The sequence below is a fragment of the Microbacterium sp. BH-3-3-3 genome (assembly GCF_001792815.1).
GTDB lineage: Bacteria > Actinomycetota > Actinomycetes > Actinomycetales > Microbacteriaceae > Microbacterium.
This window is the reverse complement of record NZ_CP017674.1, coordinates 3,042,525-3,057,000: the sequence shown is the minus strand read 5'-3', so window position 1 is coordinate 3,057,000 and position 14,476 is coordinate 3,042,525. Positions and strand designations below refer to the sequence as shown.

Annotated in this window: 16 protein-coding genes and 1 tRNA gene; 7 read left to right on the top strand and 10 right to left on the bottom strand. The window is 68.5% G+C overall.

The genetic code is table 11. From position 1 onward, the window contains the following. Window position 1: 1 nt before the first annotated feature. Together BJP65_RS14120 and BJP65_RS14115 are read left to right on the top strand one after the other, a co-directional pair. Window positions 2-694, top strand: a complete 693-nt coding sequence (locus BJP65_RS14120) for a response regulator transcription factor (protein ID WP_055838218.1) — start codon at window positions 2-4, stop codon at window positions 692-694. A gap of 133 nt (window positions 695-827) precedes the next feature. Next, window positions 828-2,495, top strand: a complete 1,668-nt coding sequence (locus tag BJP65_RS14115; RefSeq protein ID WP_070410033.1) for a cell wall metabolism sensor histidine kinase WalK — start codon at window positions 828-830, stop codon at window positions 2,493-2,495. 308 nt (window positions 2,496-2,803) lie between these two features. On the opposite strand, the gene groL is transcribed toward BJP65_RS14115, so the two are convergent. From groL to BJP65_RS14090, 5 genes are all read right to left on the bottom strand, one after another. Then, window positions 2,804-4,423 (bottom strand): chaperonin GroEL, encoded by a 1,620-nt coding sequence (gene groL, locus BJP65_RS14110; protein WP_055838221.1) that lies wholly within the window; start codon window positions 4,421-4,423, stop codon window positions 2,804-2,806. Between the two features lie 168 nt (window positions 4,424-4,591). Further along, window positions 4,592-4,792, bottom strand: a complete 201-nt coding sequence (locus tag BJP65_RS14105; RefSeq protein WP_055838224.1) for a cold-shock protein — start codon at window positions 4,790-4,792, stop codon at window positions 4,592-4,594. A gap of 131 nt (window positions 4,793-4,923) precedes the next feature. Then, window positions 4,924-5,526: a LytR C-terminal domain-containing protein gene (locus BJP65_RS14100; RefSeq protein WP_070409550.1), complete on the bottom strand. Its 603-nt coding sequence runs from the start codon at window positions 5,524-5,526 to the stop codon at window positions 4,924-4,926. Window positions 5,527-5,561: 35 nt separating this feature from the next. Next, a complete protein-coding gene (locus BJP65_RS14095) occupies window positions 5,562-5,816 on the bottom strand; it encodes a DUF3263 domain-containing protein (RefSeq protein ID WP_070409549.1) in 255 nt (84 codons plus the stop codon). A 9-nt stretch (window positions 5,817-5,825) separates the two neighbouring features. Further along, window positions 5,826-6,815 (bottom strand): DUF2332 domain-containing protein, encoded by a 990-nt coding sequence (locus BJP65_RS14090; protein WP_070409548.1) that lies wholly within the window; start codon window positions 6,813-6,815, stop codon window positions 5,826-5,828. 73 nt (window positions 6,816-6,888) lie between these two features. Between BJP65_RS14090 and msrB the strand changes: the two genes are divergently transcribed. Further along, the gene (gene msrB, locus BJP65_RS14085) at window positions 6,889-7,296 is read left to right on the top strand and encodes a peptide-methionine (R)-S-oxide reductase MsrB (protein ID WP_055838235.1); all 408 of its coding nucleotides are present in this window, start codon (window positions 6,889-6,891) and stop codon (window positions 7,294-7,296) included. Window positions 7,297-7,310: 14 nt separating this feature from the next. Continuing rightward, window positions 7,311-7,862 (top strand): nitroreductase family protein, encoded by a 552-nt coding sequence (locus BJP65_RS14080; RefSeq protein ID WP_070410032.1) that lies wholly within the window; start codon window positions 7,311-7,313, stop codon window positions 7,860-7,862. A gap of 101 nt (window positions 7,863-7,963) precedes the next feature. Here the strand turns inward: BJP65_RS14080 and BJP65_RS14075 are convergent, their stop codons facing one another. Next, window positions 7,964-8,905 (bottom strand): DMT family transporter, encoded by a 942-nt coding sequence (locus tag BJP65_RS14075; protein WP_070409547.1) that lies wholly within the window; start codon window positions 8,903-8,905, stop codon window positions 7,964-7,966. A 138-nt stretch (window positions 8,906-9,043) separates the two neighbouring features. Between BJP65_RS14075 and BJP65_RS14070 the strand changes: the two genes are divergently transcribed. Next, on the top strand, window positions 9,044-10,951 hold the full coding sequence (locus BJP65_RS14070; protein ID WP_070409546.1) for an amylosucrase: 1,908 nt from the start codon (window positions 9,044-9,046) through the stop codon (window positions 10,949-10,951). Between the two features lie 16 nt (window positions 10,952-10,967). Continuing rightward, the gene (locus BJP65_RS14065) at window positions 10,968-11,240 is read left to right on the top strand and encodes a hypothetical protein (protein ID WP_070409545.1); all 273 of its coding nucleotides are present in this window, start codon (window positions 10,968-10,970) and stop codon (window positions 11,238-11,240) included. 39 nt (window positions 11,241-11,279) lie between these two features. Here the strand turns inward: BJP65_RS14065 and BJP65_RS16355 are convergent, their stop codons facing one another. Continuing rightward, window positions 11,280-11,447 carry an alternative tryptophan synthase beta-subunit gene (locus BJP65_RS16355; protein ID WP_249405447.1) on the bottom strand — a complete coding sequence of 56 codons (168 nt, stop codon included), beginning with the start codon at window positions 11,445-11,447 and terminating at the stop codon, window positions 11,280-11,282. A 252-nt stretch (window positions 11,448-11,699) separates the two neighbouring features. Here BJP65_RS16355 and BJP65_RS14060 point away from each other — a divergent pair, with 252 nt between their 5' ends. After that, a complete protein-coding gene (locus BJP65_RS14060; protein ID WP_070409544.1) occupies window positions 11,700-12,020 on the top strand; it encodes a hypothetical protein in 321 nt (106 codons plus the stop codon). Window positions 12,021-12,783: 763 nt separating this feature from the next. Here BJP65_RS14060 and BJP65_RS14055 read toward each other — a convergent pair. The 3 genes from BJP65_RS14055 to BJP65_RS14045 form a co-directional block, all read right to left on the bottom strand. Beyond that, window positions 12,784-13,251, bottom strand: coding sequence for a Panacea domain-containing protein (locus BJP65_RS14055; protein WP_070409543.1), 468 nt, complete (start codon window positions 13,249-13,251; stop codon window positions 12,784-12,786). Between the two features lie 2 nt (window positions 13,252-13,253). After that, window positions 13,254-14,195, bottom strand: coding sequence for a GAF domain-containing protein (locus BJP65_RS14050; protein WP_156784907.1), 942 nt, complete (start codon window positions 14,193-14,195; stop codon window positions 13,254-13,256). 156 nt (window positions 14,196-14,351) lie between these two features. Then, window positions 14,352-14,424, bottom strand: a tRNA-Thr gene (locus tag BJP65_RS14045). Window positions 14,425-14,476: the final 52 nt, after the last annotated feature.

Below are 14,476 nucleotides of genomic sequence, written 5' to 3'. Positions count from 1 at the left end.
AATGACAGCTCCTCGCATCCTCGTCGTGGACGACGAACCGAACATCCGCGACCTGCTCATCACGAGCCTGCGCTTCGCCGGTTTCCAGGTGCGAGCCGTGGCAAACGGCGCGCAGACCATCTCGGCCGTGCTCGAAGAGGAACCCGACCTCATCGTGCTCGATGTGATGCTGCCCGACATGAACGGGTTCAGCGTCACCAAGCGCCTGCGGGGCGCGGGGTACACGGCCCCCATCCTCTTCCTCACCGCCAAGGACGAGACCGAAGACAAGATCATGGGCTTGAACGCCGGCGGCGACGATTACGTCACCAAACCGTTCAGCCTCGACGAGATCGTCGCGCGCATCCAGGCGATCCTGCGCCGCACCATGCAGGCCGACGAAGAGTCGATCATCCGCACCGGTGAGCTGACGATGGATCAGGACACCCACGACGTCAGCGTCGGCGATGTCTCGATCGACCTGAGCCCCACCGAGTTCAAGCTGCTGCGCTATCTGATGCTCAACCCGAACCGTGTGCTGTCGAAGGCGCAGATCCTCGACCACGTGTGGGAGTACGACTTCAACGGCGACGCGGGCATCGTCGAGAGCTACATCTCGTACCTGCGCCGCAAGATCGATCCGCACTCGTCCGAGCCGCTCATCCAGACCAAGCGCGGCTTCGGCTACATGCTGAAGTCGGGTAAGACCGCCTGAGCGGAGGCTCCCCCTGTCGCACTCCGACGACACCCTAACCCGCTGGTGGCGCAGCCTGAGCCTTCGGGCAAAGGTCACCGGCGTCACGGTCGCGCTGCTCGCGATCGGGTTGTTCGCCGCCGGTATCGGCACGATGGTGTTCCTGCGCACGACGCTGGTCAACAACCTCGACGAGCAGCTCGCGCAGCAGGCAGCCGGGAGCATCGCGAACAGCATCTTCACCACAAGCGACACCGACGGCCGCATCACCTTCACCCAGGTCGACAACGCCCCGCAGATCGGGTCGATGGTGGTCGTGTACGGGCCCGACGGGCGGCGCGAGGCGTTCTACAACGGTACGTCGTCGCGCGCCCTGCCCGATCTGCCCGCGACCTTCACCGTCGAGCAGACCTACAGCCAGATCGACCGGCGGATCGAGTTGGAGAACCCCGAATCCGGTCAGCACTTCCTCGCTCGCGTGGGGGTGCTGCAGGCCCCCGGCAATCCCGGGGTCTACACCCAGATGGTGATCCAGCCCCTGGCCCCCACCGATCGCATCGTCGCGGCGTACGTGGGGATCTACGCGTTCGTCGCGTTGCTCATCCTCATCGCCAGCGCCCTGCTGACCCGCTGGCTCGTGACGCTCACGTTCCGCAACCTGCGGCAGGTCGAGACGACCGCGATGGACATCGCCGCCGGCGACTTCAGCCAGCGCCTGACCGACATCGTCCCCGACACCGAGGTGGGACGCCTCAAGACAGCGATCAACGCCATGCTCGCGCGGATCGACGGGGCGCTCGTGCAGCGTGACGCGACCGTGCGCCAGATGCGACGCTTCATCGGCGACGCCAGCCATGAGCTGCGCACCCCGCTCGTCACGATGCGCGGGTACGCCGAGCTCTATCGCATGGGCGCGATCCGTTCCGACGAAGACGTGGCGCAGTCGATGGAACGCATCGAGAAGGAAGCCATCCGCATGGGGGCCCTCGTCGAAGACCTGTTGGCCCTCGCGCGACTCGACGAGCGTCGCGACGTCACGATCACCTCGCTCGATCTGCGCCCGATCGCTCGGGATGCCGCGATGGATCTGCGCGTGACCTCCCCCCAGCGCGAGGTGACCGTCGACGACACCACCGCGCGCACCGAACGCGTCGTCCCGCTGATGACGCTCGACCCGCTCCTCGACGCCGCAGGAGAGCCCGCGTCGACGCCCGGGCGCCGCAGGGGTGCGCCGCCGACGTCGGCGATGGCGATCGCCGGGGCCACCCTGTCGCGTCTGCGTCGCCGCGCCCGAGAGGCGGGCGAGACGCACACCGCCGCGGGTGACGACGCCGCTCCTCCGACCGCGCCCCTGGGCGTGGTGCGCACGCCCCCGCGGCTCGCCCCCATCGTCCTCGGCGATGAGAACAAGGTGCGCCAGGTCGTCGCCAACCTGTTGGGCAATGCGCGACGGTTCACCGCCGACGGCTCCCCCATCGGCCTGCGTGTGGGGGTCGACGCCGACGCCGACATGGGGTGGATCGAGATCATCGATCACGGCGAGGGCGTTCCCGAGCAGATCCGCGACCAGATCTTCCAGCGCTTCTGGCGTGCTGACACCTCGCGCACGCGCGAGACCGGCGGTTCGGGCCTCGGACTGTCGATCGTGGCATCCATCGTCGATCTGCTGCACGGCACGGTCCAGGTCGTCGACACCCCCGGCGGCGGAGCGACGTTCCGCGTCTCGCTCCCCCTGGCCGACCGGCGCGATGCACAGGAGCACGCGCTCATCGAGACGCAACCGCTCGAGCGCCTGCCCGACGACTACCGTCCCGACGCGTAGACCCGACGCTTCCGCCCCCGGCAGCCGTCCCGGCCCCGGCTCCCACCCGCCCCGTCGCACCTCGGCGGAGTTCTCGAACCGTGGCCCAAGAGATGCAGGCCGCGTCCCACATCGGGTTGCCTGGCGCCGCGGCAGGCAACCAGAAGTGGGACATGTGCCCCAACCGGCCGGCCCGCAGTCACGCAAGCCAGCAGCCCGCCAACACACCAGCAGCCAACCGGCGCCGGATCAGCGCGCGGTCACCGCCCCGTCAACACAGAACGCCCCCTCCCGAAGGAGGGGGCGTTCTGTCACTGCCTAGGCGTGGATCAGAAGTCCATGCCACCGGTCGGGTCGCCCGCGGGAGCGGCCGACTTCTCGGGCTTGTCGGCGACGACGACCTCGGTCGTGAGGAACAGACCGGCGATGGATGCCGCGTTCTGCAGAGCCGAACGCGTCACCTTGGCGGGGTCGATGATGCCCTGTGCGAACAGGTCACCGTACTCGCCCGTCGCGGCGTTCAGGCCGTGGCCCACGGGGAGCTCCGCGACCTTGTTCGCCACGACACCGGGCTCGAGACCGGCGTTCAGCGCGATCTGCTTGAGCGGGGCCTCGATGGCGACGCGGACGATGTTCGCACCCGTGGCCTCGTCACCGACGAGGTCGAGGGTCGCGAGCGCGGTCTTGCCGGCCTGGATGAGCGCGACGCCACCACCGGCGACGACACCCTCTTCGACGGCGGCCTTGGCGTTGCGCACGGCGTCTTCGATGCGGTGCTTACGCTCCTTGAGCTCGACCTCGGTGGCCGCGCCCGCCTTGATGACGGCGACGCCGCCCGCGAGCTTGGCGAGGCGCTCCTGGAGCTTCTCGCGGTCGTAGTCGCTGTCGGTGTTCTCGATCTCGCGACGGATCTGGGTCACGCGACCCTCGATCAGCTCGGACTCGCCCGCACCCTCGACGATCGTGGTCTCATCCTTGGTGATGATGACCTTGCGCGCACGGCCGAGCAGGTCGACCGTGGCGTTCTCGAGCTTGAGGCCCACCTCTTCGGTGATGACCTGTCCGCCGGTGAGGATCGCGATGTCCTGCAGCTGAGCCTTGCGACGGTCGCCGAAACCGGGAGCCTTGACGGCCACCGACTTGAAGATGCCGCGGATCTTGTTGAGCACCAGCGTCGCGAGAGCTTCGCCCTCGACGTCTTCGGCGATGATGAGGAGCTCTTTGCCCTCCTGGATCACCTTGTCGACGATGGGCAGAAGGTCCTTGATGTTGGAGATCTTCTGGTTGGCGATCAGGATGTACGGGTCTTCGAAGACCGCTTCCTGACGCTCGGGGTCGGTGACGAAGTAGGGGTTGATGTACCCCTTGTCGAAGCGCATGCCCTCGGTGAGCTCGAGCTCGGTGCCGAAGGTGTTGCTCTCCTCGACGGTGACGACGCCTTCCTTGCCCACCTTGTCGATGGCTTCGGCGATGAGTGCGCCGATGGCCGGGTCGGCGGCGGAGATCGATGCGGTAGCCGCGATCTGCTCCTTCGACTCGACCTCTTTGGCCGAGGCCAGGAGCTCGTCGGTGACGGCCTTGACGGCCTTCTCGATGCCCTTCTTGAGCGAGATGGGGTCTGCGCCGGCCGCGACGTTGCGCAGGCCCTCGCGCACGAGCGCCTGGGCGAGAACGGTGGCGGTGGTGGTGCCGTCACCCGCGACGTCGTCGGTCTTCTTGGCGACCTCCTTGACCAGCTCGGCGCCGATCTTCTCGTACGGGTCGTCGAGCTCGATCTCCTTGGCGATCGAGACGCCGTCGTTCGTGATCGTGGGGGCGCCCCACTTCTTCTCGAGCACGACGTTGCGACCGCGGGGGCCCAGGGTCACCTTGACGGCGTCGGCCAGCGTGTTGAGGCCACGCTCGAGACCGCGTCGGGCCTCTTCGTCGAAAGCGATGATCTTTGCCATAAGTGTGTCGTCCCTCCCGGACGGGTGACTGCTGATTTTGGCACTCGACGAAAGCGAGTGCTAACTCATTCTGGCACTCGCCCCTGGGGAGTGCAAGCCGCCCACCCGCGCGGAAACGACGACGCCACGGCATCCGGGATCGGATGCCGTGGCGTCGGGAAACGGTGATCAGGCCAGTCGCACCGACTCCGCCTGGGGGCCCTTCTGCCCGGTGCCGACGGTGAACTCGACGGCCTGGCCCTCCTCGAGAACGCGGAAACCCGACATCTCGATGCTCGAGTAGTGGACGAAGACGTCCTGGCCGTCGGCGACGGTGATGAAGCCGAAGCCCTTCTCGGCGTTGAACCATTTGACAGTGCCCTGCGTCATGCGAATCTCCCGTTGCTGAATGACGAGGTCATCGTAAGCACGCGTGATCCCGCCGCACCGGCCGCTCGGCCCATTGTTGACGCGCAGGCCGCGAACTTGTTACGCCGCGGAAACACGCGGCCGTCGAGGGGTCAGGGAGCGGTCGACGGCGACGCCTGACCGGCGGCGCGATCGAGGCCGATGACGACGACGAGCCGCTTCACGGCGCTCTCGTCGTCGGGGGTGCTGGGGTCGTCGGTCGGCTGCAGGAAGTCGCTCTGCGCGATCTGCGCGCCCCCGATGGTCTGGGCCAGGCCCTGGGCTGCCGCCTCGTCGGTGTCGCGGAGGTAGTAGATCGTCGTCTCGGCGAAGTCGGTGCTGTCGGAGTCACCGGTCTCGACGCCCTCACCCGGCCATCCGGCCGCCACGATCTGGTCGCGCACGGCGGCGGCGAGTCCCTCGTCGGCCGTGCCGTTGAGAACGACCACCGAGTACGACGTGTCGACGACGGCGGGCGTCGTGGGTTCCGCCGAGACGGTGGGCACCGGCGCGGGCCCGGAGCCGAACGAGATGCGACCCGACACCACCAGCGAGCCGAAGATGCCGGCGATGATCAGGGCGAGGGTGGCGATGGCCGCCCACAGGAAGATGATCCACCCGCGCAGCCGGGGATTCTCGGCGCGGTGGGCGCCGACGCGACCCGCATCGGCCGGCAGGTCGTCGAAGCGATCCCGCGGGAAGGTCGATCTGGCCATTGGACGATGCTACCGGTCCGACCCGCGCGCACCCGTCACCGGGTGGCGGTGCGGCCGAGGCGTGCGCGCTGCTGCGCGGCCGCGTCATCGCGGCGTCGGCGCAGGCGACGCACCAGCATGGGGTCGGACGCGAGGGCTTCGGGGGTGTCGATGAGGCGACCGAGCAGCTGGTAGTACCGGGCCGGCGTCAGCGCGAATTCGGCGCGGATCGCCTCCTCTTTCGCACCCCCATGGCGTCGCCATTCACCCTCGAAGGTGAGGAAGGCGCGATCACGGTCCGACAGGGGCACGCTTCGACGCTACTGCGCACCGCCCGTCGATTCCGGATGCCACGCCACCCACGCCCCGAGCGGATCGACCTCGGCGCGCACGTCGCCGTCGAGCGCGAGCGCGAACCCGCCCCGTCGGATGCGAGGGGGGTGCGTCCAGCCGTCGTGCAGTGCCGCGGCGTCGAGCGTGATCCACCGCCCCGCGGCCCGCGCGGCCGCGATGACGGGGGCGCGCCCGGCGCGCGGGATGTGGGCGAGCACGCCGGGCGTCGTGACCACCAGCGTCGCTCCGCGGGGAGCCTGCGCCGCGAGGGCGGGAAGGGCCGCCGCCCCCTCGCCCGCGACGAGAAGGGGCGGATCGGCCGTCGCGATGTCGAGTGCACCGGCGATGCGCTCACGCCTCCCCTCTTCGCCCGGCCACACCAGGCCCGTGAGCCACGCACGATCGTCGGCGGCTCGGGCGTCGAGGGGGTTCAGATCGATGCCGGCCCGCCACACGACGTCCGGCATACGCAGGTCGGGGTGCCCCTCGAGCTCGCACTCCAGCACGACCGGGCTGCGGCCGTCGGCGGGGTCGAGCGCGATGACCTCCTCGCCGCGGCGGTAGCGATAGGAGTACCGGTCGGGGTACAGGCACAGGCCCGCGCTCGCCCCCACCTCGAGCAACGCGATCGGCCCCTCGATGAGCGAGAGCGCCGGCAGCAACGCGGCGCACCGGAGCGGCTCGTTGGTCTGCACGCTTCGACGCCCGCACTCGACGACCACCTGATCGGCGTGGGCGACGACCCACGCGGCCCACGCGTCGACATCGTCCTCTGGTGCGCCCAGCAGCCGCATCACCGCGAAGACGAGCGGGGGCTGACGCCGCGTCTCCGCGATCCGGGCGAGAGCCTCGGCCACCGCGGTGTCGTCGACGACGCGCCGCGCCCACCCCTCGTACACCGCCGAACGACCCGGCGCCTCGTCGCGGGCGAAGCGCCCATAGCGATCGACGACGGCTTCCACGGCATCCTGCTGCATTCCGCAGATTATGCCGCGCCGACCTGACCGGCCCCCGGCACGAGAGAATAGGGACCGGAGAGAGGAAGATCCCATGACTTACGCCGTCGACAAGACCGACGACCAGTGGCGCGAAGAGCTTTCGCCCGAGCAGTACGCGGTGCTGCGCCAGGCCGGAACCGAACGCGCGTGGACCGGTGAACTGCTCGATGAGAGCCGCTCCGGTTTCTACACCTGCGCCGCGTGCGGCTCCGAGCTGTTCCAGAGCGGAACGAAGTTCGACTCGCACTGCGGGTGGCCGAGCTTCTACGAGTCGGTGCGTCCCGAGGCCGTCGAGCTCATCGACGACAACAGCCACGGCATGCAGCGCACCGAGGTGCGCTGCGCCAACTGCGGTTCGCACCTCGGACACGTGTTCCCCGATGGTTTCGGCACGCCCACCGGCGACCGGTACTGCATGAACTCGCTGTCGTTGAACTTCACCCCGGAAGAGACGGCGTGAGCGCACTCGAGGCGATGCGCGACCGCCGGTCGTGGTCGAAGGTCACCGACCTCGCCCCCACCGGCCCCGAGCTCGAGGCGTTCGTCGCGGCCGCGGGTCGCGTCGCCGACCACAAGACGCTGCGTCCCTGGCGGATCATCGAGATCCGCGGGAGCGACCGCGACCTGCTGGCCCGCGCATTGAACAAGGCCGACGGTAAGAAGGGCTACTCCTCGAAGCCCCGCCGCGCTCCCCTGATCATCGCCGTGGTCGCGAACCTCGAGTCGAAGAAGATCCCCGCGTGGGAGCAGGAGGCCGTGGCCTCGGGCGTCGCCCACATGCTGAGCCTCGCGCTCGACGAAGCCGGCTTCGGCGTGTTCTGGCGCACCGACGACAACACACGCAGCAAGGCGCTCGCCAAGGCGCACGGCCTGTCGAAGGGCGAGGTGCTGCTCGGCTGGCTCTACGTCGGAGGCAAGCCGCCGCGCTCGCGCCCGGTGCGTCGCAAGACCGTGGACGCCGCGAAGCACATCTCGCGTCTGCCCGGGAGCAAGAAGCGTCGCGCCGCCGACGACGCGCACCTCTGATCGATCCGTCTTCGTCGTACGCCGCCGGTGGGGCTCGTCCCCCCGGCGGCGTCGTCGTTCACGGGCGGGCGGCGCGCGTCATCCGCTGACCGGGCTCCGGCTCACGGCCGGCGGCGGCGCCACGGGACCGCCGCGACGATGACACCGACGATCGCGACCGCGGACGCGAGCAGGGCGACGGGGGTCGATGGGGCGGCGGGGGCAGGCCAGAGGGCGTCGAGCAGCACCGACGTGCTCAGAAGCCCCACGACTGACCCGAGGCCGAGCAGCAGCACGCCCGTGCGGCGAACGACCACCGCCGACAGGAAGATGTAGACGACCCCGACGGCTCCACCCACGTACAGCCAGGGCTCGGTGGGGATGACGCGTGGGGCGCCCACCACCCCCACGTGCACCACCGCGGCCACGACGAGCACCGCCGTTCCGCCGACGAAGTTGACCAGCGTCGCGGTCAGCGGGCTCTCGACGCGCACCCGCAGACGCCCGTTCGTCCCCTGCTGCCAGGCCACGCCCGCACCGGCGATGGCGGGGACGACCAGCATCCACAGCGGCACTCCCCCCAGCGCATCGCCCGACAGGCACACGATCACACCGGCGATGGCGAGAACGGCGCCGACGAGACGGCGCACGGTGACGGGAACGACCCCCGCCGGGCCGTAGCCGACCCGGTCGAGAACGAGTCCGCCCGTGGTCTGCCCGGCGACGAAGCCGACGGTGAACAACGCCACGCCGATGGTGGCGACCGTCAGGCCCTGGCTGGCGACGGTGAACGCCCCGGCCAGACCCCCCAGCAGCATCCAGGGCGGGATCGAGCGGGATCGGATGCCGGAGACCAAACGCCCGAACCCGCGTCGCCCCTCGGGCACCAGCGCCGACAGCGCGACGAGGATGAGCAGTCCCGAGCTGAACGAGATCGCGGCGGCGACGATGCCGTCACCGATCTCGGCGCCGAGGGTGCCGTTGATTCTCGCCTGCAGGGCCGTGAGGGCGCCGATGAGCACCGCTCCCGCCACGGCGACACCGACCGAACCGCGCTCCGACACCGCACTCCCCTCGCGCCCGAGGGTCGGGCCATCGTCGATCGTATGACGGCGGCGGCGTTGCGGACGGCGGCACCGCCCGGCGCAGAACTCACGCCACGGCCAGCGCCGGGCACGTCGCTGTCGACCGGAGGGGCACCGATGCACCAGGCTTTCCCCGTGACCCAGTTGCGCACCGACCACGACGACGTCTCCGAGATCATCGCCGATCTCCTCGCCGACGGCGTCGACCGCGAATTCCTCCCCCACGTGGAGGCCCACCTGCCGCGCCTGCACGATCTCTTCGTGCAGTTGTACGGCGAGCGTCCCGACGGCCGCGAGCGATTGGCATCCGTCGTCGATCTCGCCCGACGTTCGTGGGCGTTGCGTCCGACCGAGCTGAAGGCCATCGACCGCGAGCGCGAGAGCGAGCCCGGATGGTTCGAGAGCGAGCGCATGCTCGGTGGCGTCTGCTACGTCGATCGCTACGCGGGAGGACTCGGCGGCATCCGGGAGGCCATCCCCTACTTCCAGGAACTGGGCCTGACCTATCTGCACCTCATGCCGCTGTTCGAGAGCCCGGAGGGGAACAGCGACGGCGGGTACGCGGTGTCGAGCTACCGCCGCGTGAACCCGAAGCTCGGCACGATGCAGGAACTCTCCGAGCTCGCCGCCGACCTCCGCCGCGCCGGAATCTCGCTGGTGGTCGACTTCATCTTCAACCACACCAGCAACGAGCACCGGTGGGCGCGGAAGGCCATCGCCGGTGACCCGGCGTACGAGGATTTCTACCTGATCTTCCCCGACCGCGAGATGCCCGACGCGTACGAGCGGACCACGCGCGAGATCTTCCCCGACGACCACCCGGGGTCCTTCGTGCAGCTCGACGACGGGCGCTGGATCTGGTCGACGTTCTACCACTTCCAGTGGGACCTCAACTACGCCAACCCCGCCGTCTTCGAGGCGATGGCCGGCGAGATGCTGTTCCTCGCGAACCAGGGCGTCGAGATCCTGCGGATGGATGCCGTGGCCTTCATCTGGAAGCGGCTCGGCACGACTTGCGAGTCGCTGCCCGAGGCGCATCTGCTGCTCCAGGCCTTCAATGCGGTGCTGCGCATGGCCGCGCCCGGCCTGCTGTTCAAGTCGGAGGCGATCGTGCACCCCGACGAGGTGATCTCGTACATCTCGCCCGACGAGTGCCAGATCTCGTACAACCCGCTGCAGATGGCCCTCACGTGGGAGGCGCTCGCCACCCGCGACGGACGCCTGCTGCAGCAGGCGCTCGAGCGTCGCCACGCCCTGCCCGACGGCACCGCGTGGGTCAACTACGTGCGCAGCCACGACGACATCGGGTGGACCTTCGCCGACGAGGATGCCGCCGAGCTCGGCATCGACGGCTACCCGCACCGCCGCTTCCTCAATGATTTCTACGTCGGGCGCGCCGAGGGAACGTTCGCCCGCGGCGTGCCGTTCCAGGAGAACCCGCGCACGGGCGACGCGCGCGTGACCGGGACCACCGCCTCGCTCGCCGGTATCGAGGCGGGCGACTCCGCGGGTGAGGACCGCGTCGTCCTCGCGCACGCGCTCGCTCTGTCGACCGGCGGCATCCCGCTGCTGTACCTCGGCGACGAGGTCGCGCAGCTCAACGACTACGGCTTCGCCGACCGCCCCGAAGAGTCGGGCGACAGCCGCTGGGTGCACCGCCCGTTCCGCCCCGCACAGAACTACGCGGATCGCGCGGATGCCGGGACCCCGGCCGGACGCGTCTTCGCACGACTGGCGCGCCTGCTCGCCGTTCGTCGGTCGACCCCCGAGCTCGCCGGCAACGAGCTCATCGCCTTCGACGCGCACGTGGCGTCGATCGTGGCCTTCGTCCGCCCCGGCGACGCGGGCTTCGACGTTGTCGTCATGGCGAACGTCGCCGACAGCCCGGTGACCGTCGACGCGCTCACCCTCTCGGGCCTTCGACCCGAGGCCCTGGACCTCGTCTCGGGCGCTCCGACCTGGTTGGGCGCGGGCCTTCCGCTCGCCGCGCACGAGGTGCGCTGGTTGCGCGTGCGCTCGCGCTGACGGAGGACAGCGGGCGATGAGCGAGGCACCGGCGCACCAGACGCGTCACCTGGCCGCGCTGGCGGCGGGGGTGATCGCGCTCGCGACCGCGGTCTGGGCCCCGGCGGGCATGGTGGGCGACCTGCTCATGGTCGCCGTGGCCCTGTGCGCCCTGCTGTTCGCGCTGGAGGCGGGCAGGCGGCCCGGGCCCCTGCGCTGGGGCGCGATCGTAGGCGCGCTGCTCGCGGGCCTGTCGGCGATCGTGGCAGCAGCGATCCTCGTCGTCGATCTCGCACGACTGTTCTCGTGATCGCTCGGCGACGGGCGAGAACCGCAACGCGGCGGGATGTCAGGTGGCGGGCACCTCGTGCCGCTGCAGGTAAGTGGCGATCGAGCGTTCGCGGCTGCTCCCCCATCCGCTGCGTATCCGCATGAGGGTGAAGCCGGCGGTGCGCAGCTCGCGCGCGTAGTCGATGGTGAGTCGATGTCGGGCGAGCTTCTCCCACCCGCCGGGCATTCGGTAGGCATGTGTGACGGTTCGCGGTAGAGCCATTGTTCCCACTCCCTTGGGCGAGCGGACCGTCGCGTGGCTACGCCATCGGAGCGGTGCGCGTAGGGTACGCGGGTAGGTAATGGCGAGGATACCCATTCGACTACTGGTTTGTCTGTCCTCTTTTCGGGCGACGCCCCGGCAGGACTCGGTTCGCGCCGGCGGGCGTGCGGCATGCACCCCTATCCGCCACTGCGGCCGCGGCGTACAGTCCGAACCATGGGCGACAAGGAGCACGACGACGAGATCGCCGCAGAGAACTGGGATGACGAGGGCGGCCACCTGGCGACGCTGCGACGCAATGGCGAGTGGGACAGCTGGGATCAGACCGCGGGCGACCATTGGCACGGCTACTCCCCACCCACGACGACGCAATCGAAACGCGACAAGGACAGCCCACGAGAAGCACAGCCCGGCTCCGACGCCACTGCTCTGGAGCACTGGGATGACGACGGCGGAACGGAGCCGATCGCACGCCCGGCGACGACCGGGTCTCGGTCGCGTTCACCTCACCGGATCGCGCACTTCCCGCCCCTGTGAGAGGCGGGCGCTTTTCGCGTGAGCGGGGTGCTCGATCGAACGCCGTCGCGCTCGTCCGCAATACGCGCTGACCCCATGACGGACGTCCCCGCACCCGAGCCCAAGCACTGCGCCCGTGCGGCCGCCCCGGATCTCGCCGCGGTGCGCGGCATACTCGACCGCTTCGAGCTGTGGGACGCCGGGACCGAGTCGCGTGATGCAGGAGATCATCTCCCACGTCGCGCCCGAGCGGCCTCGTCGACTCGACGAGCATGATCATCGGCACCGGCACGCGCACGGGCGAGCTGCTCGCCCTGCAGCGGGACGTGCTCGATCTCGCCGCTCGCTGGGTAGCCGTCCGGCGCACGATCGCCCAGGACCGGGACGGCAAGTTCTTCGTGCAAGACTTCACGAAGAGCGACGCCGGCTATCGCGAGCTCGAGCTGCCGGCCAAGACGTCTTCCCGTCCAGCGTCGGCACGTTCCGGCATCCGAACAACTACCGCACGACCTGGCGGGCCGTGCTGCGAAGTACGACGTGGGAGGGCACGACCCAAAAGAGCTTTCGCGAGACGGGGGCGACGGTCGTGCGCGACGCGCTCGGCATCGAAGCCACGCGAGAACAGCTCGGCACCGAAGAGACATAGACGACTTAGCGCAGCTACGCCGATGAGGTACATCGCGGACCTGCGGTAGCTCAAGTTCCGTCTCGACTGCTATCTCGCTCGTTATGAGAACCGCCCCAGCTGCTGAGCGGTGGCGTGGCGATGCTTGACTGCGCGTTACTAACGGTCGCGGGGCGTCGCCTCGAGAGCGTTCGAGTAGTGCTCGGCGATGAGACTTTCGGATATCTCAACCTGGCAAGCCTCCCCGTCAAGCACTCCAGCCTCGGCCCTAGTCAAGCTCCACGGTGTGCCTGGCTTGTGTGTCAACGCGCTCAGTTGGGGGCCTGTCAGCGCCTCGTAATTCGCCAAGACAGCATCGAGCACGATGCGCTCGTCGAGCTCGATCGCCTTGTGATCCCCCCACGGCCAGGACGAGACGCTGTACTTGCCGCGGTGGTTGGCGTACAGACCGGGCGCGACAGGCCCGTTTCGCCATGCTTCAAAGTGCGCGTCGAAGAGTCGACGACGCCGAAGGGCCAACGACCAACCTTGCGCGATGTAGCAGAGCTTCTGCAGCTTCATCGTCGAGATGCTCTGGTTGCGAAAGTGCTGGAGTACGTACGCGGCAACATCGTTGAGGTTCGCCATCGTCAATCACCTGCCTTCTTGCTCGGAGTATACGACGCCCTTCCGACAGTGGCGGGAGCGACGCCGTCGAGCTGCTTTCTGGCTTCGTCGAACTCGGGCTGGACATCTGCAGCAGCCGAAGCGAGAAGCTCGATGCCGATCTCTACAAAACGAGCGATGGACATCGCGACGGCCTTTTTATCGCTCGTGAACTCAGTCTTCTTGTCGGCATCAAGGAACAAGGCTCCCCAAACGCGTCCCGGCGTGCCCACCGGAACGACGCAGAACGACCTCCACATAGCCTCCTTGTCACGCTCTACCGGGAAGTCACAATTACGGTGATCGGAGACAAAACGCGACTGACCGTTTCGGACGATTGAGATGATAGCGGCGCCGTGCTCCGTGTCAGGTTGGAACTGCGCGCGGGCCTTGTCTGGCCGGCCCTTAGATCGGCCCACGATCTTGAGATAGAAGTCGTCGACCGAACCGTCGTTCTCCGCTTCCTCGAGGCTGTACAAAGTTGCACGGCATTGCGAGATGGGCATGAGGGAGGTGGCCTGTAGCAGCATTGCGTCGATGAAGCGGTCTCGGTCAGCGAGAGTCCGCTCCGATTTCATCAATCCGTCGACAGCATCGGCTGCGCCGGTGAGCGAGTTACTGAAGCTACTGATCGCTCCGCGAGCATCTTTGCGGGTCGAGAGTGATCGCTTGGCCGCAACGCCCGTGACTACTGCTGTTGCGACGCTACTCACCAGCGCGACAATAGTCTCGACCCTCTTGAGAGAATCCCAGCCCTCGTCGAGTGGTGAGATTTCAATCAGGACGCCGCTCACCAGCGCCATAGCCGCGGCAACGACGGGAACGACGACGTCAGCTATGTCGGCCTTGTTAGTGCCAGTGTCGTCCATCCAGTTACCGAGCAATCGCTTGACCGGCGCGACTGCCGCCGCCCACTTTTCCCCCACTCGGCGAGCATAAGCCGAAATGTCACACACGCGTGCCAACGACCGCAGGCAGGCTTCGTAAGCCAAAAGAAGTTGGAAACGCCGATCAAACCGTGAGCTCGCCACGCTTGCCGTGGTCCTGGCTCTTGGCGACACGCACCTTATCGGGATTTTACGTGCCGGCTACAGGACTTGAACCTGCAACCCCCGTATTACAAGTACGGTGCGCTACCAATTGCGCCAAGCCGGCGTGAGGCGACGAGGAGCCTCGGGCCACGAGTCTAGGGCGTCCCTCAGGACAC

Coding starts and splice junctions, on each gene's coding strand:
- BJP65_RS14120 (WP_055838218.1), top strand. CDS start 2: ATGACAGCTCCTCGCATCCTCGTCGTGGACGACGAACCGAACATCCGC.
- BJP65_RS14115 (WP_070410033.1), top strand. CDS start 828: ATGGTGTTCCTGCGCACGACGCTGGTCAACAACCTCGACGAGCAGCTC.
- groL (WP_055838221.1), bottom strand. CDS start 4,423: ATGGCAAAGATCATCGCTTTCGACGAAGAGGCCCGACGCGGTCTCGAG.
- BJP65_RS14105 (WP_055838224.1), bottom strand. CDS start 4,792: ATGACGCAGGGCACTGTCAAATGGTTCAACGCCGAGAAGGGCTTCGGC.
- BJP65_RS14100 (WP_070409550.1), bottom strand. CDS start 5,526: ATGGCCAGATCGACCTTCCCGCGGGATCGCTTCGACGACCTGCCGGCC.
- BJP65_RS14090 (WP_070409548.1), bottom strand. CDS start 6,815: ATGCAGCAGGATGCCGTGGAAGCCGTCGTCGATCGCTATGGGCGCTTC.
- msrB (WP_055838235.1), top strand. CDS start 6,889: ATGACTTACGCCGTCGACAAGACCGACGACCAGTGGCGCGAAGAGCTT.
- BJP65_RS14080 (WP_070410032.1), top strand. CDS start 7,311: ATGCGCGACCGCCGGTCGTGGTCGAAGGTCACCGACCTCGCCCCCACC.
- BJP65_RS14070 (WP_070409546.1), top strand. CDS start 9,044: ATGCACCAGGCTTTCCCCGTGACCCAGTTGCGCACCGACCACGACGAC.
- BJP65_RS14065 (WP_070409545.1), top strand. CDS start 10,968: ATGAGCGAGGCACCGGCGCACCAGACGCGTCACCTGGCCGCGCTGGCG.
- BJP65_RS16355 (WP_249405447.1), bottom strand. CDS start 11,447: ATGCCCGGCGGGTGGGAGAAGCTCGCCCGACATCGACTCACCATCGAC.
- BJP65_RS14060 (WP_070409544.1), top strand. CDS start 11,700: ATGGGCGACAAGGAGCACGACGACGAGATCGCCGCAGAGAACTGGGAT.
- BJP65_RS14055 (WP_070409543.1), bottom strand. CDS start 13,251: ATGGCGAACCTCAACGATGTTGCCGCGTACGTACTCCAGCACTTTCGC.